This is a genomic window from Niallia sp. MER 6 (genome assembly GCF_023714395.1).
Classification (GTDB): domain Bacteria; phylum Bacillota; class Bacilli; order Bacillales; family Cytobacillaceae; genus Niallia.
In genome coordinates this window covers 286,055-306,687 of record NZ_JAMAUK010000004.1, presented here as the reverse complement: position 1 = coordinate 306,687, position 20,633 = coordinate 286,055, and the positions used below count along the sequence as shown (strand labels likewise).

At 39.1% G+C, this 20,633-nt stretch carries 21 protein-coding genes; 15 read left to right on the top strand and 6 right to left on the bottom strand.

What is annotated here, in order from left to right:
* The first annotated feature begins 55 nt into the window (after positions 1–55).
* Positions 56–901: a MurR/RpiR family transcriptional regulator gene (locus M3600_RS08455; protein WP_233316768.1), complete on the top strand. Its 846-nt coding sequence runs from the start codon at positions 56–58 to the stop codon at positions 899–901.
* A 57-nt stretch (positions 902–958) separates the two neighbouring features.
* Here the strand turns inward: M3600_RS08455 and M3600_RS08450 are convergent, their stop codons facing one another.
* Entirely contained in the window at positions 959–2,290 is a 1,332-nt protein-coding gene (locus M3600_RS08450; RefSeq protein WP_233316767.1) for a GntT/GntP/DsdX family permease, read from the bottom strand.
* Positions 2,291–2,537: 247 nt separating this feature from the next.
* Here M3600_RS08450 and M3600_RS08445 point away from each other — a divergent pair, with 247 nt between their 5' ends.
* From M3600_RS08445 to M3600_RS08430, 4 genes are all read left to right on the top strand, one after another.
* Positions 2,538–3,392 carry a manganese catalase family protein gene (locus M3600_RS08445; protein WP_233316766.1) on the top strand — a complete coding sequence of 285 codons (855 nt, stop codon included), beginning with the start codon at positions 2,538–2,540 and terminating at the stop codon, positions 3,390–3,392.
* 258 nt (positions 3,393–3,650) lie between these two features.
* Positions 3,651–4,103, top strand: coding sequence for a MarR family winged helix-turn-helix transcriptional regulator (locus tag M3600_RS08440; protein WP_233316765.1), 453 nt, complete (start codon positions 3,651–3,653; stop codon positions 4,101–4,103).
* On the top strand, positions 4,100–4,750 hold the full coding sequence (locus tag M3600_RS08435) for an HlyD family secretion protein (RefSeq protein ID WP_233316764.1): 651 nt from the start codon (positions 4,100–4,102) through the stop codon (positions 4,748–4,750). Before M3600_RS08440 ends, M3600_RS08435 begins: the two co-directional genes overlap by 4 nt.
* 9 nt (positions 4,751–4,759) lie before the next feature.
* On the top strand, positions 4,760–6,607 hold the full coding sequence (locus M3600_RS08430) for a DHA2 family efflux MFS transporter permease subunit (RefSeq protein ID WP_285854750.1): 1,848 nt from the start codon (positions 4,760–4,762) through the stop codon (positions 6,605–6,607).
* A gap of 43 nt (positions 6,608–6,650) precedes the next feature.
* Here M3600_RS08430 and fabI read toward each other — a convergent pair whose 3' ends face one another.
* The gene (gene fabI, locus M3600_RS08425) at positions 6,651–7,430 is read right to left on the bottom strand and encodes an enoyl-ACP reductase FabI (RefSeq protein WP_233316763.1); all 780 of its coding nucleotides are present in this window, start codon (positions 7,428–7,430) and stop codon (positions 6,651–6,653) included.
* 271 nt (positions 7,431–7,701) lie between these two features.
* Between fabI and M3600_RS08420 the strand changes: the two genes are divergently transcribed.
* The 4 genes from M3600_RS08420 to M3600_RS08405 all read left to right on the top strand — a co-directional run bounded on the left by M3600_RS08420 (position 7,702) and on the right by M3600_RS08405 (position 10,855).
* Positions 7,702–7,905 carry a hypothetical protein gene (locus M3600_RS08420; protein WP_251645341.1) on the top strand — a complete coding sequence of 68 codons (204 nt, stop codon included), beginning with the start codon at positions 7,702–7,704 and terminating at the stop codon, positions 7,903–7,905.
* A gap of 22 nt (positions 7,906–7,927) precedes the next feature.
* The gene (locus M3600_RS08415) at positions 7,928–8,224 is read left to right on the top strand and encodes a spore coat protein (protein ID WP_237940978.1); all 297 of its coding nucleotides are present in this window, start codon (positions 7,928–7,930) and stop codon (positions 8,222–8,224) included.
* 458 nt (positions 8,225–8,682) lie between these two features.
* On the top strand, positions 8,683–10,140 hold the full coding sequence (locus M3600_RS08410) for an amino acid ABC transporter substrate-binding protein/permease (protein ID WP_396953792.1): 1,458 nt from the start codon (positions 8,683–8,685) through the stop codon (positions 10,138–10,140).
* The gene (locus M3600_RS08405) at positions 10,127–10,855 is read left to right on the top strand and encodes an amino acid ABC transporter ATP-binding protein (protein WP_233316760.1); all 729 of its coding nucleotides are present in this window, start codon (positions 10,127–10,129) and stop codon (positions 10,853–10,855) included. The genes M3600_RS08410 and M3600_RS08405 overlap by 14 nt, the downstream gene beginning before the upstream one ends.
* A gap of 40 nt (positions 10,856–10,895) precedes the next feature.
* On the opposite strand, the gene M3600_RS08400 is transcribed toward M3600_RS08405, so the two are convergent.
* Complete coding sequence (locus tag M3600_RS08400) at positions 10,896–11,654, bottom strand: SDR family oxidoreductase (protein WP_251645339.1); 759 nt, start codon at positions 11,652–11,654, stop codon at positions 10,896–10,898.
* Positions 11,655–11,839: 185 nt separating this feature from the next.
* Between M3600_RS08400 and M3600_RS08395 the strand changes: the two genes are divergently transcribed.
* Positions 11,840–12,445 (top strand): TetR/AcrR family transcriptional regulator, encoded by a 606-nt coding sequence (locus M3600_RS08395; protein WP_251645338.1) that lies wholly within the window; start codon positions 11,840–11,842, stop codon positions 12,443–12,445.
* A 194-nt stretch (positions 12,446–12,639) separates the two neighbouring features.
* Positions 12,640–13,161, top strand: a complete 522-nt coding sequence (locus M3600_RS08390; protein ID WP_233316757.1) for a DoxX family membrane protein — start codon at positions 12,640–12,642, stop codon at positions 13,159–13,161.
* Between the two features lie 44 nt (positions 13,162–13,205).
* Here M3600_RS08390 and nrdG read toward each other — a convergent pair whose 3' ends face one another.
* Entirely contained in the window at positions 13,206–13,688 is a 483-nt protein-coding gene (gene nrdG, locus M3600_RS08385) for an anaerobic ribonucleoside-triphosphate reductase activating protein (RefSeq protein WP_233316756.1), read from the bottom strand.
* A complete protein-coding gene (locus tag M3600_RS08380; RefSeq protein ID WP_251645337.1) occupies positions 13,685–15,529 on the bottom strand; it encodes an anaerobic ribonucleoside triphosphate reductase in 1,845 nt (614 codons plus the stop codon). Before M3600_RS08380 ends, nrdG begins: the two co-directional genes overlap by 4 nt.
* 202 nt (positions 15,530–15,731) lie before the next feature.
* Here M3600_RS08380 and M3600_RS08375 point away from each other — a divergent pair, with 202 nt between their 5' ends.
* The 3 genes from M3600_RS08375 (at position 15,732) to M3600_RS08365 (ending at position 17,910) form a co-directional block, all read left to right on the top strand.
* Positions 15,732–16,457: an alpha/beta hydrolase gene (locus M3600_RS08375; RefSeq protein WP_233316754.1), complete on the top strand. Its 726-nt coding sequence runs from the start codon at positions 15,732–15,734 to the stop codon at positions 16,455–16,457.
* Between the two features lie 164 nt (positions 16,458–16,621).
* Entirely contained in the window at positions 16,622–17,134 is a 513-nt protein-coding gene (locus M3600_RS08370; protein ID WP_233316753.1) for a 2'-5' RNA ligase family protein, read from the top strand.
* Positions 17,135–17,235: 101 nt separating this feature from the next.
* The gene (locus M3600_RS08365) at positions 17,236–17,910 is read left to right on the top strand and encodes a DUF421 domain-containing protein (protein WP_237940974.1); all 675 of its coding nucleotides are present in this window, start codon (positions 17,236–17,238) and stop codon (positions 17,908–17,910) included.
* On the opposite strand, the gene M3600_RS08360 is transcribed toward M3600_RS08365, so the two are convergent.
* Positions 17,911–18,159, bottom strand: coding sequence for a hypothetical protein (locus M3600_RS08360; protein WP_233316751.1), 249 nt, complete (start codon positions 18,157–18,159; stop codon positions 17,911–17,913).
* A gap of 146 nt (positions 18,160–18,305) precedes the next feature.
* Here M3600_RS08360 and M3600_RS08355 point away from each other — a divergent pair, with 146 nt between their 5' ends.
* Positions 18,306–20,612, top strand: a complete 2,307-nt coding sequence (locus tag M3600_RS08355) for a UvrD-helicase domain-containing protein (RefSeq protein ID WP_237940972.1) — start codon at positions 18,306–18,308, stop codon at positions 20,610–20,612.
* The last annotated feature ends 21 nt before the right edge of the window (positions 20,613–20,633 follow it).

The window sequence follows — 20,633 nt, the reverse complement described above, 5'->3', positions numbered from 1 at the left end:
CTAATTTTGAATATGCTATACTATACTTATAATATGTCGAAAGGAATCAAATGATATGGCACAAAACTGCTTAGGAAAAATCCGCTCCTATTATGCAAGACTAAGTGAAAAAGAAAAAAAGATTGCAGATTATATATTAGAAAACCCTGAAAAAATTATTCACAGTACAATCAATGAGCTTGCAGAGGATTTAAACGTTGCAGATGCAACTGTATTTCGATTTTGCAAACGAATTGGCTTTAAAGGCTATCAAGCGATGAAAATCGCGCTCGCATCTGAAATCATTGAGCCTATCCAGCATATCCATGAAGAGATAAATGAACAGGATAATGTGAAAACAGTGACAGAAAAGGTGTTTATGTCGAATATTCGCACATTGGAAAATACTTTGCAGCTGGTAAACGGTTCGTCCATACAAAAAGCGGCAGATTTTTTGCTTGCAGCACAGCGTGTAGAGTTTTATGGAACTGGAGGATCAGCAGTCATTGCAATGGATGCATTTCATAAATTTGTGCGCACAGGAATAAAAGCGTTTACATTCATTGATTCACATTTTCAGCTGATGTCTGCCTCCCAGCTTTCTGATCGTGATGTAGCTGTCGTCATCTCCCATTCCGGTACGAACAAAGATACAATCAATATCTTAAAAACAGCAAAAACCAATGGCGCCAAAACGATTAGCATTACAGGATATCCAAAATCACCAATCGCTCAACATGCAGATGTGGCACTGTTTACAAGCTCAGAGGAAACAGAATTCAGGTCTGAGGCCCTTTCCTCCCGGATTGCTCAATTAAGCCTGATTGATGCTCTGTATGTTAATATGATGATTTTAAATAAAGATACAGCCAATAAGTCACTAAAGAAAATCAGAAATGCTATCTCCGATACGAGAATGTAACATAAAAAGGGTGCCAACCTTGATAGCTTCAAGGTTGGCACCCTTTTTCTTTATTTATTATACAAACAGATCCAAAATCAATACTCCTGCAAAGGCAACGAATGAAAGAACCGTCTCAAGAACTGTCCAAGTTTTGAATGTTTCCTCTACTGACAATCCTAAATATTCCTTCACCATCCAGAAACCAGCGTCATTGACATGAGAGAACATTAAGGAACCTGCTCCTGTTGCTAATACAAGCAATTCCACATTAACTCCAGACATACCTGCAATTATTGGAGACACAATTCCTGCTGCAGTTGTTAAAGCAACTGTCGCAGACCCTGTCGCAATTCGGATAAGTCCTGCAATCATGAAGGCTAAAACTAATGGAGACAAAGATAAGCTTTCAGACATATTACCGATTGTAGTACCAACACCACTGTCAATCAGCACTTGTTTAAATGCTCCGCCAGCACCGATGATTAACACGATTGATCCGACTGGCAAGATGCAGTCCTCTGTGAATTTTTTCAATTTTTCCTTGCCTATTCCCTGCTTGAAGCCAAGGAAATAGAATGCAAAGAATACAGCAAGCAGCAGTGAAACCAATGGACTTCCAATAAATGCTAGTGCTTTTTGAACTTCACCAGGCAAGAATTTCATATATGGTGCAGCAGTTCCGATAATCATTAAAATAACAGGCAGCAAGATAGAGAAGAAAGAAATACCTACACTTGGCAGTGCCTTTTCGTCTTTTTCTTCCACACGAACTAATTCTGGCTCGCCTTGTGGTACAACACGTTTATAAATATATTTAGCAAACAGCGGTCCGCCGACAATCCCGGCTGGAAGTGCAATGATAAGTGAGTAAAGCAATACTTTTCCTAGATTTGCATCAAAGATTCCGATTGCCGCAATAGCACCTGGATGCGGCGGCACTAAACCATGAACGATTGACAAACCAGCAATACCTGGCAAAGCAATCAAAAGAATGTTTTTCTTTGTTGCTTTCTGTATAGAGATAACAAGTGGAAGCAGTATTAAAATACCAACTTCAAAGAAAACGGGAATTCCGATAATAAACCCAGAGAAGAACATTGCCCATGGCAGTTTCTTTTCTCCAAAAACTCTAACAAAGAAGTTTGCAATTTGCAGCCCTGCCCCAGATTCGGACAGCATTTTTCCAAGTATTGTTCCAAGCGCCAAAATCCCGACTAAATGACCTAATACGCCACCTACGCCCGTCTCATAAGCGCTTACAATTTTATCCCAAGATAGTCCTGAGAAAATGGCTAGAAATAAGCTTGCAACTGTTAAGCTGATAAATGCATGCCATTTAAACAGGGAAACTCCTAATATAACAAGGACGATTGAAACTAGTGTGATAATTAATAAGTAGGCATCCATATGATGTACCTCCTAGTCAAAGTTGTTTATTTGTAAGTGTTTTCATTTCCTATGTACTTATTATACGAAAAAAAATTTCTTTCATCAACTATTATTTTCGAAAAAAATATTTTAACAATTTCGATTGTTCATTATATATTTACTATCCCCTTTTTGGTTCGTTTCTAAAAAGGGTGGAATAAAAAAAGAAAATTAATCAACAATAAAAAATGATAAAAATTAAAAAAATACCATTGGAGGTATCATCTTGTATTTCTATAAAGAAGATTTAATAAATGTAATTGTTCCTGATAAACCAGACCCAGCCGCAGCAAAAGTCCTTCAAGAAGCATTAGGCGGGCGTTTTGGAGAAATGAGAACAATGATGCAGTTCTCTTTCCAAAGTGCTAACTTCCGTGGAAAAGCTAAACAATATCGCGACTTGATTCGTGGTGTATTCCTTGAAGAGCTAAGCCATGTGGAGCTCGTTCAGACAACTATTAATCAGCTGCTCAATGGTTCAGGTGATATAGGTGTAGGTTCTGTTGGCGAAAGCAATGCACCACTTCATGTTGCAACAGAAAATGTTAACCCACATCATTATATAATGGGTGCACAGGCTTCTCTGCCAGTTGATGCCGGTGGAAACCCATGGACAGGAAACTATGTATACAGCCACGGGAACTTAGTTGCTGATCTTCTTGATAACTTAGTTCTTGAGTCAACAGGTGTTTTGCAAAAATCACGTTTATATGAAATGAGCTCAAACAAAACATTCCGTGAAACTTTGGCATTTTTAATTGTTCGTGACAACGCACACCAAAATGCCTTCGCCAAAGCACTTGAAACATTAGGCGTAAACTGGGCAAAACTATTCCCAGTTCCAAACTATGACATCAATAAGTACCCTGAATGCCGCAAGTATGTAGACTTAGGCTTCCATAATGCTCAATTCAACTTCCGTCTTGATGACACTAGAATCGGCGAGATTTTCCAAGGTGAGTCACCAAGCAGAAATAAAGGAGAGCTTAAAGTCGTTGAGCCTCCTCAAGGCTATCCTGTCCCTGAACTTCCTGATATGCCAAATGAGCACAGCCCAGGATTATATGATTTAAACAGTTGATTTCTATGGCCCTTTTCCTTTGAAAAGGGTCTTTCCTCTGTTTAATAAACCGCTTTCCTTCTATTTTAATATAGCTACTTTCCACTCATTATTTTCTCATCATTTTTTTAACTTCTTTTAATGATACTCCTAATTAATTATGCGAAGATAGCTCTTGCGATATAGTTCGTATACGAACTATTTTTGACAAGGTATTAATTCCAGCATTTTTTATGTCTGGTTGGGTAGTTTATTTCATAAGGGAAAAGGAGGCATGGCGTGAAAGAAGCTTTAAACAATGAGCTGATTCGATCGTACGCAAGAATAAGCAAGGCTTACTATCAGCTCCTAAAGGAAGATGCAGACCGGATGGGTTTGACTGCTGTTCAGCTAAAAGCTTTATATCGGGTTTCATTTCAGCCGAATATAAGCTTAGGCGAGCTTGCAGACAAATTACGTCTGACAAAAAGTACTGTCAGCGGTGTGATTGACCGCCTTGTGCAGCAGGATATGATTGAACGGACAACTCAAACAACCGACAGAAGAGCTGTCAATCTACATCTGACAAAGCTAGGAAATGAAAAATTAGAAGCACTGATGCATTCTGACTCTGTCGTTGCCCGCAAAATAAAAGAAATAATGCAATTCCCAGACGAAGATATACAAAAACTGCTTGAATTAAACAACAAAATCTTAACGATTCTCAATTCTAAGGAGGACTTTCAAGAATGAATGCAAGACGCATGATACTTATTAACATCATCCTACTAGTTGTCTTAGTAGGCGGCGGTTTTACCGGCTATTATTTCTATGACAAATCAGTTTCGTATATCTCAACAGATAATGCCCAAATCGCTGGACAGCAAGTAAGCATTGCTTCCCCTGCAACAGGTAAATTAACGAACTGGAGCGGTGATGTCGGAGAAAAATTCGGCAAAAACGAAAAAATCGGTACAGTTGAAGTAACAACAGAAACTGGAACTTCAAAAATCAATGTAAACGTTCCTGCTAACAGCACGGTTGTCCAATCTTCAGCAGTAGAAAACTCATTCGTAGCAGCAGGTACTTCTCTTGCTAAAGCATATGATATGAACAATCTTTGGGTTACAGCAAATGTTGATGAAACGGACTTAAATGATGTAAAGGTCGGTCAAGATGTCGATCTTTATGTAGATGCATATCCAGATACAACTCTTACTGGTAAAGTCGATTCTTTAGGCTTAGCAACATCAAGCACATTCTCTTTGCTTCCTAGCAGCAATTCTTCAGGCGACTACACAAAAGAAACGCAAGTCATTCCTGTAAAAATCTCGATTGATAACTATGGTGGTTTAGATTTAGTACCTGGTATGAATGTAACTGTGCGAATTCATAAGTAGGTGATGACGATGACGATATATATCGCAAGTTATGCAGTGATCAGCATTATATTGCTCCTCACCATCAATTACCTGATTAGGAAACAAAGCAGGAAGCCAAAACCGGCAAAAAATTATGAAAAAGATGAACCAATCCTTAATAAAGAAACATCGCAAACCAGCTCCATCGCTGAAGAGAGTCCGATGGATGATGCCATAAATGATACATTAGCAAAATCTGCGATTACAGAGCCAAGCCTAGAGTATGTCGTAGATGTAGATGATGCCGAAAAACCTGGCGAAGAAGAAATACCTGAAGTAGAAAAAACAGTAAAAGAAAAAGCGAAGGTTGATTTTGAAGGCAGTAAAGGCAAAATTATTGCTGCAGTTATGCTCGGCGCATTCGTTGCGATTTTGAACCAAACATTATTGAATGTTGCCATCCCGCATATTATGAACGACTTGAATGTATCAACAAGCACTGTGCAGTGGCTGACAACAGGCTATATGCTGACAAACGGTATATTCATTCCAATTACTCCGTTTTTAATCAGCAAGCTTGGTACAAGGAAACTATTAATCCTTGCAATGAGTGCCTTTACGATAGGGTCATTAGTTTGTTCTGTCTCCACCGGATTCAGCATGCTGATGGTTGGACGCGTTATTCAGGCAGCCGGAGCAGGTGTCATTATGCCGCTTCTAATGACAACATTCTTAACTATTTTCCCTCCTGAAAAACGAGGAACTGCAATGGGTATCATGGGTGTTGCCATGATCTTTGCCCCTGCAATCGGACCGACACTTTCAGGTTGGCTTATCGGACACTATTCTTGGAGGGTGCTTTTCGATCTAGTCATTCCTTTTGGTATTATCGATTTAATTATCGCCTCCATTTGGATGAGAGATGTTACACCGCGTACAAATCCTAAATTTGACCTTTGGGGCTTTATTACTTCCTCTATCGGGTTGGGCTTCTTACTGTACGGTTTCAGTGAAGCTGGAAACGATGGCTGGGACAGCAGTGTAGTTGTCTTATCTCTTTTCATCGGGATTGTGTTCTTAGTTCTATTCGTATGGCGTGAATTCACAACAGATGTACCGATGCTTGATTTAAGAGTATTTAAATATGATATTTATGCTTTAACTACAGTAGTAAGCATGGTTGTTAATATGGCAATGTTTGCTGGGATGATCTTGCTCCCTGTTTACCTGCAAAACATCCGTGGCTTTACAGCATTGGATTCTGGCCTATTAATGCTCCCAGGTGCTATCGTGATGGGTATCATGTCGCCGATTGCCGGTAAGCTGTTTGACCGCTTCGGGGCAAGACCGCTCGCAGTTATTGGACTTGTCATTACTGTTTTGACAACATGGGGCTTTACCCAATTGACGATGCAAACAACTTATGCACATATCATGATGCTTTATATTTTCCGCATGTTCGGAATGTCGTTTATCATGATGACAGTTATGACAGAAGGAATGAATCAGCTGCCTATGCATTTAACAAGTCATGGTACAGCTGCTTCTAATACTGCAAGAACAGTTGCAGGAAGTATTGGGACAGCATTCCTTGTTACCGTTATGACAAACAGATCCACATACCATACTGCTAATTACAGCAATATTATTACAAGTGATAATCCATTTATCGCCGAAAAAATGGCACAGCTTGGTCAAGGCTTTGCAGCATTAGCTGGCATTCCGACAAGCTCTGGTCAGGCACTGGCTGTATCCTCTATTTATGGGAAAGCAGTTCAGCAAGCGACAATTGACGGAATTAACGATGCCTTTATCGTTGCTACAGGTATCTCGGCACTAGCTCTTCTTTTAGCATTTTTCATTAGAAGATCAACGCCTAGAACAAAATCTAAATAATAAAAAACGAGGCTATATCATAGCCTCGTTTTTTTGCTTTATATTACCCTAGAATGTTATAGCCTGAATCTACATAAATGATCTCGCCTGTAACCCCTCTGGACAGCTCACTGATCATAGCTAATGTCATGTCACCAACTTCGTCCTGTGTTACATTCCGTTTCAATGGCGCAGTATCTTCAATCTTATGAAGAATTTCATTAAATGAACCGACACCTTTAGCAGCGAGTGTGCGGATTGCTCCAGCAGAGATTGCATTAACGCGGATATTATCTTTACCCATGTCTAATGCCAAGTATCTCACAGAAGATTCTAGTGCTGCTTTAGCAACACCCATCACATTATATCCGCCTACAGCACGTTCTGCTCCTAGATAGCTCATTGTCGTGATAGATCCGCCTTCTGTCATGAAGGGCTTCGCTTCCCTTGCAACAGCAACTAATGAATAGCTGCTAGTATCCTGTGCAAATGCATATCCTTCTCTTGAAGTATTAATGAAATCTCCCTTTAAATCTTCCGAATGAGCAAACGCAACAGAGTGGACGATTCCATGGATCACGCCAACCTTTTCCCCAATTTCCTGGAAGGCATTTTTTGTGCTTTCATCACTATTAACATCACATTGCACAATCAAATCGGCATTATAGCTGTTATCTGCCAGCAATTTGTTCAACTTAGCAAGAGAGCGGTCAAGACGGTATGTAAATATCAGATTTGCACCTGCTTTAAATAATGATTTAGCCACACCCCAAGCTAGACTCCGTTCATTTGCAACGCCCATAATGACGATATTTTTGCCTTTTAGCTTTAATAAATCTTCCATATTGTCCCCCTAGTTCGACAAGTCGTATTCATAATATTACACCTAGTTTTAGTACTTGGTTCTAATACTATTATAGCATAAACAAATCTAATTTAAATAAGCCCCTTCTATCGTAATCGGATCGATGCCTATATTATGGCTCATATAGCGTAAGAGCATGTTATTAAATCCGAATATCTTCGTAATAAACAGCCATTATCTGCAAACAAGGATAAAACAGCTGTACCGAAACAATACTAAGCATATATGGTTGTGGGAGGTGAAGTAAGCTTTGACCGAACTAACAATGAAGGAACTGGCATTTATTGAGGATGAGATACGTGCAGAAGCAATTACCGCTAAAACATTAAATTGGTGTGCAACGCAATGTGAGGATGAAACATTAAAAAACATATTGGAAACAATGGCAGAAAAGCACCAGTTAAAGATTGCCGACCTATCCCAATATTTTAACAGGACGCAAAATATTCAATAGCTTATGGGAAAGGAATGATCTTATGCCAAACAATATCGAAGGACGCGGACTGACAGACCGGGAATTGCTCCAGCTTTGTTTGGAGCTTGAAAAAGGCCGCTGCCATAGCATCAATAACGTTATACTCGAGACAAAGCATCAAGGACTGCGAGAGATTTACGAAGGAGCCTATGCCAATGCCAGCTCCAACCAATACGAACTCTTTTCAATCATGGATGACAAAGGCTGGTACAAAACAGAGATTGCCTCAACAGATCAAATCAACAAAGTACAAGAACTCATGCAAAACAATCTTCACCCAGACAATCAATTTAAGTAAACCTATCTTAAAAGCGTGCATAAACATGTACGCTTTTAAGCATCCACCCATTCCCCTTCCCTCTTTAAAAAGCTATAGAAAAATTTTTTCAATTACAGGCATTAGATACACCATTGTAAGAAAAAATAAAACGACTTAGAAAAAGCATTTCTTTTATCAAGCAAACGCCAAACAAAAAAAACTATCATGGAAGAAATTTTGCCGTTACCTTCTTCATCGCTAGGTATGAAACCTCTTTCATATCAGAAAACAAGCTGTATGAAAGAACTAATGCAATTATTAATAAAAAGGTAAATTATACTCAATTAAAAATCATATCTGTACAATTTTGCGTTTATTTAGTATGATTTTAATTATGTTTTATGTCAGATTATCTTACATACAAACAAATGTTTATTAAAAAGGATTTATTTATCCTAATTTCCCAACACAGAAAAAGTACAAAAGGAGCTATATGAATGAAGATAAAACAAAGATTTCCAAAGTTAATTTTGTTCTTTGTAGTTTTACTGACTACCTTAAGCATGCTTTCTCCACTAACAAATGTGAAGGCTGCAGAAAAAACATATCAGATTGCTACAGATATTACTTTTGCTCCATTTGAATTCCAAGATACGAGTGGTGAATTCGTTGGAATTGATATGGACCTTGTTGCAGCAATTGCAAAAGACCAAGGCTTTAAATACGAAATTAAACCGCTTGGGTTTAATGCTGCTGTTCAGGCATTAGAATCAAAGCAAGTTGACGCAGTTATTGCGGGAATGAGCATTACCGATGAAAGAAAACAGAAATTTGATTTCTCTGATCCATATTTTGATTCTGGAATCATCATGGCTGTTAGTAAAGATAATGACACTGTTACTTCCTACGATGACCTAAAAGGCAAAAAGGTCGCTGTTAAAACAGGAACGGAAGGTGCAAGCTTCGCTGAAAGCATTAAAGACGAATACGGCTTTAATATTGTTACTTTTGATGACTCTGCAAATATGTACGAAGATGTAAAAACAGGAAATTCCGTTGCTGTATTTGATGACTACCCTGTATTAGCATATGGAATTAAACAAGGCAATGGCTTAAAAACAGTAACTGAAAAAGAAGCAGGCGCTTCTTACGGATTTGCTGTTTCAAAAGGCCAAAACACGGAACTTTTAGAAATGTTTAACGCAGGACTTGCAAACTTAAAAGCATCTGGTGAATACCAGAAAATCATGGATAAATACTTGGAAACAGGCTCTGACACTGCTGCTGCAGAAGACACTGGATTTTTCGGACTTCTAAAAGAAAGCATGCCAAGCTTGATGACAGGATTAAAAATGACATTAATCCTTACTGTTGTTTCTTTAATTATTGCAACAATAGTGGGAATTGTCTTTGGCTTAATGCGAATTGCAAAAAGTAAAGTTTTAAGCACTATTGCAATGATTTATATTGATATTTTCCGTGGAACACCATTGATTGTCCAAGCATTCTTCATTTACTTTGGTATACCGGCTGCATTTGATTTCCGAATCACTGCATTTGTTGCAGGTCTCATTACATTAAGCTTAAATGCTGGTGCTTACATGGCTGAAATCGTCAGAGGCGGTATTCAATCTGTAGATAAAGGCCAAATGGAAGCTGCCCGCAGTTTAGGACTTCCTTATGGAAAAGCTATGATGAAGGTAGTTCTTCCACAAGCTATTCAATTGATGATTCCGGCATTTATTAACCAGTTTGTCATAACACTGAAAGATACATCGATTCTGTCTATTATTGGCATAAACGAATTGACACAAAGCGGTAAAATCATCATTGCAAGAAATCTGGAATCATTCCAAATGTGGATTATCGTCGGCGTGATTTACTTAATTGTTATTACAATACTAACTAAAGTATCAAATGTTTTAGAAAGAAGGATTAAAAATGGCAAAGCTTAAAGTGACCAATCTGAAAAAATCATATGGAAACCTTGAAGTTTTAAAATCGATTGATGTGCAGGTCCAAGAAGGTGAAGTCGTTTGCCTTATCGGTCCTTCTGGTTCTGGAAAAAGTACCTTGCTGCGCTGTTTGAATATGCTGGAGGAAGTAACAAGCGGAGAAGTTGTTGTTAACGACCAAAAGCTGACAGATAAAAACACTGATATTAACAAGGTAAGAGAAAATATCGGAATGGTTTTCCAGCACTTTAACCTCTTTCCAAACTTGAGTGTTCTGGAGAATATTACACTTGCTCCTGTCGAATTGAAGAAAGCAACGAAGGCAGAAGCAAAAGAAAAAGCCCTTCAGCTTTTAGATCGTGTTGGATTAAAGGATAAGGCTCCAGAAAACCCAGCGAAGTTATCTGGCGGTCAAAAACAAAGGGTGGCTATCGCCCGTGCGCTTGCAATGAATCCAGATATTATGCTGTTTGATGAACCAACAAGTGCCCTTGACCCTGAAATGGTTGGAGAAGTGCTCAATGTTATTAAGCAATTGGCACAAGAAGGCATGACTATGGTTATCGTGACACATGAAATGGGATTTGCAAGAGAAGTAGCAGACAGAGTTATATTTATGGATGGCGGTTATATTGTCGAACAAGGCACTCCACAGGAGATCTTCGGTAATCCGCAAAACGAACGGACTAAAGACTTCTTAAACAAAGTACTTTAATCTAAGAAAACAGGCGTACCTTCTGGTACGCCTGTTTTTATTAAAATGCTGTCCACCCTGCATCTGCAGTGATCACTGTTCCATTAACAAAGCTTGATTCATCTGATGCGAGGAATAGAGCAACAGTTGCGACTTCTTCCGCCTTGCCGATACGAGGGTTTACACCTAGCCCCGGTTGTACTCTGCCCATTCCAAATGGGTTAACATTTGTCATTGAAGCACTGATATTAGTCTCCACGCCTCCTGGAGCTATTGCATTGCAGCGAATTCCCTTTTTGGCATACATGAAGCCAGTGTTTTTAGTGAAGCCGACAACAGCATGCTTAGAAGCTGTATAAGCAGCACCTGCCCTTGCTCCTTGCAAGCCTCCAGCTGAAGCTACATTGATAATCACACCGCTCTCTTTTTCCAAGAAAATCGGCAGCGCCTTCCGTGTTGCTCTCATAACACTTGTTGTATTGACGGCAAATACTCTTTCCCAATTCTCGTCCAAAATATCGCCTGCAGGTTCAAAATTATCCATAATTCCAGCATTATTAACAAGAATATCGAGCGTTCCATAGTTTTGCACTGTTGTATCTATAAGATTTTGTATGTCCTCTTCTTTTGCCACGTTCGCTGATACTGCGAATGCATTGCCGCCATTTGCTTTTATTTCTTCTACTGTTGCATTTGCTGCATCCAAATTAATGTCTGATACAGCCACATTTGCTCCTTCCTTTGCATAAAGAAGAGCAATTTGTTTTCCCATACCAGAACCAGCACCTGTTACGATTGCAACCTTGTTTTCAAGTCTCATTAAGATACCCCCATATATAAACTGTTAGAATACGCTTTCAACATTGCGAATTTTTACTACACTTATAGTATAATGACACTAAACGATGAAGGACAATCAGCAAATAAAGTGGAATTTGTCTATTAGTCAACAAATCGCAGGCTTTCTGCTGCCAAATCCTTTTTGATGAACATTAGAGGTGGAATATGTCTAATAAAAATGAATACCTTGATAGGCGAGTGATTAAATCAAAACGATCACTAAAAGAAGCATTTCTTTCCCTTATGCAGGAAAAAAGCTTTAAGGAAATAACCATAACAGATATCGTCCAGCTAGCAGACTTGAATCGCGGCACCTTCTATAAGCATTATACTTATAGGGAAGATTTGCTGAATGAAATTATTGATGACATTATTACTGATTTGGTTGCTTCTTACCGGGAACCTTATAAAAATTCCGAAATCTTTGAAGTAAGTAAACTGACGGCAAATGCCATTAAATTGTTCGACCATGTCCAAAAAAACGCAAACTTTTATAAGCTGATTATCCATGCAGAATTGCTGCATAGTTTCCAGTATAGACTGTGTGAAATTCTAAAGGAATTATCGCTCCAAGATTTTCATACACCTGTAGTGGACTCCCCCATAGACAAAGAACTAGCTGCTAGTTATTCTGCCTACGCCCTCTTTGGTCTGCTCGTTGAATGGATTAAAGGCGGTTTTAAATACAGCTCAAGCTATATGGCAGAGCAATTATTGCTAATCATCAATAGAAATACAACAGCTTCTGTAATAAAACCAAGCATCGAGTAAAGCTCCCTTCGTAACTGGGAGCTTCTCCTTAATCACATTACAGTGATTTCTGACACACTCTTTAATAAATGTTCAAATATCAGACACAATATCTTGGCTTCTTTGTGAACTGTTTCACAATAATCATTTTCTTCCCTCTTTTTTTGCTATATTTAACTTGTAAGAAATATTGAAATAAAGGAAGGATGAAAACTATGATTAATGCCTTTATTAGAGAAAATAAGATTGCTGCCATTGTTTTAACTGTTATTCGTTTATTCCTTGGATATTCTTGGTTTAAATCCGGCTTCGGAAAACTGACTGGCGAGGGCTTTGATGCAAGCGGATTTTTAACAAATGCGATTAAAAATCCTGTCACAGGTCCTGACGGTGCCGTTTACGGCTGGTATACGAGCTTTATAGAAGGATTTGCACTTCCTAATGTTGGACTATTTAACGTATTAATTCCGATTGGCGAATTGCTGGTAGGGTTAGGCTTAATTCTTGGCTGTCTGACAACTGCAGCTACATTCTTTGGAGTTGTGATGAATTTCTCTTTCATTCTCGCAGGTACGATTTCTCATAACCCAACAGATATACTCATGGGAATGATCATTATGTTTGCTGGCGCAAATGCAGGCTACTATGGCCTAGACAGATGGGTGCTGCCAATCTTGCGAAAGTACATCATGAAAGACAAAGAAGAAAAGCCGTTATCTCCAAATTTAAGAGCGTAAATATAGAAGCTAAAAGGCATGTGCGAAAAGCACATGCTTTTTTATCATTCAAAAAGAATGGGTTCTTGCGCTGCCAAGCTGCGGGAAACAGCAATCAGTCTCTGGTTGCTGCTTCCCATAAACTGCAGATTTAAATCTCTCTTCTCCATAATAAACGGGCCATCTACAATAACATCTAAATATTCGCAAACGGCTTTGCTGCTTGCGCAGCTAATTAATTGTTCCCATTTATATCCAGTATAACACCAAATATTTTTTCCATTCCTTTTCAGTTCTGATGCAAGTGTGAGGAGCTCATGATGATTCTGATAAAAAGGCTCCCCGCCGCTGAAGGTGACATCATTAAAGGGATTGGCCATCAATATATTAAAAATATCAGCAGCTTCCATCTCTGTACCGCCTCTTCTGTTCCAGCTGTTCGGGTTATGGCACCCCTTGCATCGATGAGGACAGCCGGCAAAAAAAACAGTGCTTCTCAGTCCGGGGCCGTCTACAATGCTGTCTTGTATAATATTTAGCACTCTCATCTATGCTTCACTCGGTCCTTCTCTTCCGACCGTTTAGCTGAGTTCCATTTATCTAGTGACCCGACGAGATAGCCTGTAATTCTCCGGATACGCTCAAAATTCTCCTCTCCCGCAATATTGCAGCTAGGGCAGCTGTTATTTATAACCCCTTTATACCCGCAAGCAAGACACCGATCGACAGGATGATTAATGCTTCCATATCCAATGCCGGCCTCCTTCATTGCTCGGACAATCTGCTCCATTGCTGCAAGGTTTTTGCTTGCATCCCCATCCAATTCTAAATAAGTGATGTGGCCTCCGTTCGTCAATGGGTGGAATGGCGCTTCCTTTTCAATTTTATCAATTGCCATAATTTTGTAATGAACGGGGATATGAAAGCTATTTGTAAAATAAGGCCGGTCGGTAATCCTCTTTATGATTCCGTATTTTTTTCTGACTTCTCTTTGCGCTTTGCCTGCAAACGATTCAGCTGGAGTGGCGATAAGAGAATAGTTCATTTGCTTAGCTTTCGTTGCTTCATCTGTTCTTTTTCTCATATGAGCAACAATTTTCAACCCAAGCTTATAAGCCTCTTCCGATTCTCCGTGATGATAGCCTGTTAAGGCAACCAGAGCTTCAGCAAGGCCTACAAACCCAAGAGACAGCGTGCCCTGTTTCCAGATTTCTTCAAGATTATCTTCAGGGCTAAGCGCCTCCCCTCCTTTCCAAACTCCTTGAGTGAACAAAAATTTGAAGTTCGCTGCCTTTTTATTCCCTTGATACTCGTAACGATCATACAATTGCTCAATGGCAATATGTATATAACTGTCCAAGCGTGTAAAAAAATCCTCAACAGTGTTGGATTCCAGTGCGATAAGGGGTAGGTTAAGGCTTGTGAAAGACAGATTTCCCCTTCCAATACAGCTGGCTGACCCATGAATATTTCCCATCACTCTCGTTCTGCAGCCCATTGTTGCTGCTTCTGACTCTGGTGTGCCGTCATAATGTTCTTTGTTAAACGGTGCATCCAGAAAAAGAAAATTCGGAAACAATCTTTTGCTTGTTGTCTCGATTGCAAGCTGAAAAAGATCATAGTTTATATCTTCCTTGCTGTAATTGATACCTTCCTTTACTTTAAAGACGATAATTGGAAAAATTGGCGTCTCCCCTTTCCCTAATCCTGCCTTTACAGCAAGCAGCAAGCTTTTTGTAAGCAATCTTCCTTCCACTGATATGTCGGTACCGAGATTAACAGAGACAAACGGTGTCTGCCCCCCTCCTCTTGAATGCATGCTATTACAATTATGCACAAACGCTTCACATGCCTGATAGGTTTCTTCCTCTATCCATTTCCAGGCAATTTCATCCCTTTGCTTGACACTTGAAAAAAGCCCTTCAAGTCGGTTTTTATGGCGCATATAGGATTTCTTGATATATGGAGCCAAGTCATAATCAAACAAAGGCACTGCTTGTCCCCCGTGCTGCTGGTTTTGGTTTGCCTGCAGGATTATTGATGTCAGCGCCATGGCGCTCATAATGCTCTTCGGTTCTCTCATATATCCATGGCCCGTATTAAAGCCTTCTTTTAAAATCTTGCCGACTGGGATTTGGCAGCATGTAGCCGTTCCTGACGCATAAAAGTCTAAATCATGAATATGGATATAACCGCTTAAATACGCATTTTTCGCTTCTTCTGACAAAAGTTGTTCGATTGTAAAATGCTTTGTTGAAGCAGAAGCAAAATGCATCATATGGCTCATCGGAGAAACACCGTCCATGTTGGCATTTTCTTGGATAAGGTCTATGCGCTCCCCTGTTGTTATATCAGCAAATTCATTCATTAATTTTTCATATGTACCCATTTCCTTCTCTCCCTCTACACTCAATTCTTCCTCATTATAAATAACCGTCTCTAAAAACATCAACATATAGTAGGTTTGTTCACCGAATGTACACAATATATAGTGAATTAGCAGTTTATGAAAATAAACGGAGAATCTGCAAGGAAAAGGGATTTTATGCTAAACTAAACGTAAATAATAATAAAAAATGAAGGAGCAAATTATGTCTACTCAAGGGACAATTAAAGAAATCATGTTTTACAGCAATGCTTTGAATGAAGAAATTCAGCTGCTCGTCTATTTACCACCAAACTATTCTGATTTATATAAATACCAGCTTTTGATTGCCCAAGATGGGAAAGATTATTTCCAGCTTGGCAGGATTGGCAGAACTGCAGATGAACTGCAGTTGAATAACGACATAGAAGGAACAATAATCGTTGGTATTCCATATGCGGATGTTGCAGACAGAAGGTCAAAATATCACCCAGATGGCGAAAAATCACAAAGCTATATCCGCTTTCTCGCACATGAGCTTGTCCCGTTTTTGGATAGTGAATTTCCGACATACCAAATGGGGCTCGGCAGAGGACTTATCGGTGATTCCCTTGGAGCAACCGTTTCGCTTAGAGCAGCCTTGAAATATCCACATACATTCGGCAAAGTGATGCTTCAGTCTCCATATGTTAACGAGGAAGTGTTATCTGAAGTAAACGCCTTTCAGACCTTTCATCTTCTCGAAATATTCCATATAATAGGAAGCGAGGAAACAGCAGTTAAAACGTCCAGCAACACAATCGAGGACTTCCTTGAACCAAACCGGAACTTGGCTACACTGCTGCACGAATCTAATGCCGATTATCATTACGAAGAATACGAAGGAAATCATACATGGAAATATTGGCAGCCTTATTTGAGGACTATTCTGTTACATATGTATAGCAGTTAGAACAATTTTTTATATATGAAAATAATGAAAAAACAGATATTTTTGAACATCAATTTATAAATTTGTTATAATATCTTACAGATACTGCAAAACTGCTTGTAAGGCAATGAATACCTGTCTTAAGGAATATACATTATTGAAGAGAAGAAATGGGGGTTTCAACCATGAAATATGGCATCGCTATTTTTCCAGGAAAAGAGCTGCAAGATTTAGCTAATTCTTACCGTAAACGCTATGATCCGAAATACGCTTTAGTACCGCCTCACATCACGCTAGTAGGCGAATTCAACGCAGACAATGATGAAATTAAGACAATCAGTGCCAAGTTGCAAAAGGTGGCGAGCCATTACCATTCCATCGCGATTAAAGTTTTGAAAATAAGCACATTTCAGCCTGTTAATAATGTTATTTATTTAAAGATCGAACAAAATTCCGATTTAGAGGATCTACATACGGAAATCATTAACACAATCGGTGTGCCCGAGGAGCATCCTTTCATTCCTCACGTAACACTTGGGCAGCAGCTGTCTAACGATGAGCATCTCGATCTATACAGCAGCTTAAGAATGCGCAGTTTCAGCCATGAGGAAAGTACGGACCGCTTTCATCTCTTGTATGAGTTGGAAAACGGCTCTTGGACTGTATTTGAGACTTTCCGTCTCGGTAATAATGAATAAGAGAACTTACAAATTTTTAGGGGAATGTCAGCTGACATTCCCCTTTGTTTATTTTCTATTGTTCTTGTCTAGAATAACGGAGGAGAAAGGATGATAAACTTATGGATTTCCTGCATATTGGTTCAGAGCTTGTTTTTGGATTTATTGCACTTCTTCTCTTTACTAAAATACTCGGTAAAACCGTTATAACCCAAGTAACAACGTTCGATTTTGTTTGTGTGCTAGTTATTGGGGAATTAGTCGGAAACGCAATGTATGATGACAATACAGGCATAAAGGAAATATTATATGCTGTCATTATTTGGGGTTTTTTAATCTTCCTGACAGAATTTTTGACACAAAAGTTCCGGAGCTCACGCAGCTTACTTGAAGGAAAGCCATCTATCATCATCCAAAAAGGAAAGATAGATTATGATGAACTGAAGAAAAACCATCTCGATTTGAACCAGCTTCAGCATCTTCTCCGTTCCAAGGATATTTTCTCCATCCAAGAATGCCATTATGCTATTTTAGAAACAGATGGAACGGTTAACACGATTAAAAAACAGGCATATACAAGTCCCTCCCGGACAGAAATGCAGCTGAATGTCCAAGACAGCACTCTGCCTTTAAGTCTCATACTAGATGGAGAAATCATCGAGGAAAATTTGACTACTGTCGGCTGGGATGAAAAAAAGCTAAACGCAGAATTAGCTCAAATAGGAATTCATTCTCCTAAAACAGTGTTGTATGCTGAATGGCAGGAAGATGCTCCTTTATATGTTCAAAGCTATTAATTAGACAAGCTTGTTGAATTGCCGACCTTTTCCTGTCAGTTCGGCAATGAGCTTCTCCGCATCTTCCATTCTCCTTTTGGAAGCCTCTTTATTATGTGCAGAATAGGGCTGGTCAAATCTCTCATATGTATTGGAAATAACAGCAGGTGCAAAAACCTTTTGGCTCTTAACAGGTCTAATTTTTTGCGCGATATCCTGTCTAACATACTGTTCATATTGATAGTTATTTACTGGAAGAATATAACCCATACGAATTGCCTCCTACTTGATTTTTTTATCCATACCCAATTAATGGTTTTGTTAAACTTCCTTCTTCCCTTTTATATACTCTTTTATTTTGCTATGATAATAAGTACGTTAAAAAAAGAAGTATTGTATGAAAATGAGGTTTAACTATGGAAACAGCCTACTATTATGATAGATTGATACATTTATATGCTGATACGAGAAGCGACTGGCAGACTTGGCATGAAGCTGGAAAAAAAGGCCTTCTTGCTTGCTCAGTCTGCGGTGAGGCTGTAAAGCTTTATTTGGGTATTAAAGCAAAACCGCATTTTTACCATGCTTCCACTTCAGAGCCTTGCCAGCAAAATATTACTCCAGCTGTCAGTGAAGCAGCTGCTGCTGTTGAATATGAAGAAAGAAACGGATTTCGTTTTCCTAAATCTCGAAGCATTTCAACACCGATTGAAGAAATTAGCTTTAAACAGCCTAAAATCATCCAAACTGTTACAGATACTGCTGCTAAGGTGAGCAGACCTGATTATAACGCGCCAGACAGTTATCTTCATGCTCTTTCCCTTAGTGGCGTCAAGCTTGATGAATCCCAATGCAATGCCGTCACAACAGATGAGGAAGCAGTATTGGTTGTTGCAGGTGCCGGAAGCGGAAAAACACGAGTTCTGACGGCGAGAACTGCCTATCTCATCCATGAGAAGAAAATTGATCCTGCCTCCATCATGCTAGTAACATTTACGAGCAAAGCTGCATTAGAAATGAAAGAACGGCTTATGAAGTATCCTGACATGACCAAAACGGTAATCAGCCGGATTGTTTCAGGGACCTTCCACAGTATCCTGTATCAAATACTCCTTTTTCACGAACCAAATAAATGGAAAAGGACCAATTTGCTGAGCAGCAACTGGCAGAAAGAATTAATCCTAAAAGAAATTGGCACAGAATTAGGAATTGATATGAAAGAATTCCCATATGATGCTGCCCTTCAATTGATTGGAGCATGGAAGAATTCTTTGCAATTTCCAAATGAAATTAAGCCTGCTTCTGATTGGGAAGAGAAGGTATTGCCACTTTACAAAAAATATGAAGAGACAAAGCATAACAAAGGCCAATATGATTTTGACGATATGCTTGTCGGCGGATATTACTTTTTCCTTGAAAATCCTAAAATACTTGAAACATACCAAAACAGATTTTCCTATTTCCTGCTAGACGAATTTCAAGACATTAATAAAGTCCAGTATGAATGGATAAAATTGATGTCCCAACGAGCGAAAAGTATTTATGCAGTTGGAGATGATGATCAGGCTATTTATGCATTTCGAGGCAGTGACCCGAAATACCTGCTGGATTATGAAAAGGACTTTAAAAACGCCAAAATTATTTATCTGAAGAATAATTACCGCTCTACTAATGAAATTGTATCATCAGCAAATGATATTATAAAAGCAAACAAAAACAGACGTCCCAAAAAAATGGCTGCGACCTATACTGGACAAAATCCCCTCCTCTTCTATCCTTATGATGAAGAGGAAGAAGCAACAATGATAGTCACAGACATATTAGAAAAAATTCAAAAAGGGGCAGAACCGACGGACTTCGCCATTCTGTTTAGAACTAATACAAACAGCAGGGCAATGTTTGAAAGACTGTCTTCCTCAAGTCTTCCATTTAGACTCGAGCAGGATTCTGGTTCCTTTTACAGCCGCTTTATCGTCAAAAGCATGATTGCTTACTTAAAGCTTGCTGTTGACCCAGATGATCAGCATGCTGTTAACAGTTTGCTGCCGACATTATTTCTCAAGAAAAGTGTGCTTCAAGACTTAAAAGCATTAAGTATTTTGGAAGATTGCAGCCTGGCTGACGGATTCGCAAAAATTAAAACCGGATTTGCCTTTCAGGAATCGAGACTAAAAAAAATTCCAGACGCTCTGAAAAAACTAAAATCAACTCCCCCTTTAGAGGCCATTGCCTTTATTGAAAAAGAACTCGGCTTCCAAGAGTTCATTAAAAAACGGGGAAATGAAGGAAATCAATGGGATAAAGGCTCTGACGATCTTCGAGATCTTAAAGTTGTCGCTAAAAAGTTTGGCACCATTGCTGAATTTGTTGCCTATACAGACCATATGATTGCCATGAACGCAGAACTGAAAAAACAATATAAAGATACAAAAAATGCAATCAGCCTGACAACCATTCATCGTGCCAAAGGACTTGAATATAAAATCGTCTATATTCTAGGCGGTGTTGACGGTTCCCTTCCTCACGATTATGCATTGGAAGCCTTCCGAAATGGCGACAATCTGCCTATGGAAGAAGAAAGGCGACTATTATATGTTGCGATGACAAGATCAATGGCAGAGCTGTATGTATCCATTCCGATGCACTTGAGGGGAAGAAAAGCAAAAGCATCCCGGTTCTTATCTGCTTTAAGACTGGCACCAATACACAAGAATAAAGAATAAAAGGGTAACCTTTAGACAAGA